Raw genomic sequence first — 581 nt, forward strand, 5'->3', positions numbered from 1 at the left:
ACGTCGTCCAGTAGGGTTTGTGAATAATGGTAGCGCATGGTGAAGGTGAGGGTAACCCGGTCCCGGAGGACAAGAGGTCACCATGCGCTACCATTATTCACAAACCCTACTGGACGACGTCACGGCGAGTGTCACTGAGGCGTTCCAGAGGCTCGGCATTGTCAACGTTCCGGTCGTGGCGGAACAAGTCAGGCGTCGCCATCTCTCGGAGAATATCGCCCTTGAGGACATTGAGGAGATAGTCCTGGACACCGCTCAAATGTTTCACATCCCGATGGAATTCGATGGTACGAGCGGCATTCTTGCTGCGCACGAAGCGGAAACTAGGCTGGCCGGGCGATTTGCGACCTCCTTCCACGGCCAACCACCACTTCTTTTGGCGAGCGAGAACTAGCGCTTGGCCAGCGCGGGATCGAGCGCAAATCAGAGCAGATTGTGAACTTGTCGATGGCCCCGAAATATCTCGATCATCGGTTGGAATGCCCATACTGCCTCACCATCAGGCTGAGAATACCCGATGACTCTCGTCCGGATACGCCCATTTTTTGCGATGATTGCGGAAAGTACCTTGGCACCTGGGA

Annotated in this window: 1 protein-coding gene; it reads left to right on the forward strand. The window is 55.4% G+C overall.

What is annotated here, in order from left to right; translation table 11 throughout:
* Positions 1–82 precede the first annotated feature (82 nt).
* Positions 83–394 (forward strand): hypothetical protein, encoded by a 312-nt coding sequence (locus tag EOA24_RS40355; RefSeq protein ID WP_127410940.1) that lies wholly within the window; start codon positions 83–85, stop codon positions 392–394.
* Positions 395–581: the final 187 nt, after the last annotated feature.

Source organism: Mesorhizobium sp. M2A.F.Ca.ET.039.01.1.1, from assembly GCF_003998035.1.
GTDB lineage: Bacteria > Pseudomonadota > Alphaproteobacteria > Rhizobiales > Rhizobiaceae > Mesorhizobium.

What these genes read in the sequence shown, in the direction of transcription:
- EOA24_RS40355 (WP_127410940.1), top strand. Translation starts at nt 83, where the DNA reads ATGCGCTACCATTATTCACAAACCCTACTGGACGACGTCACGGCGAGT.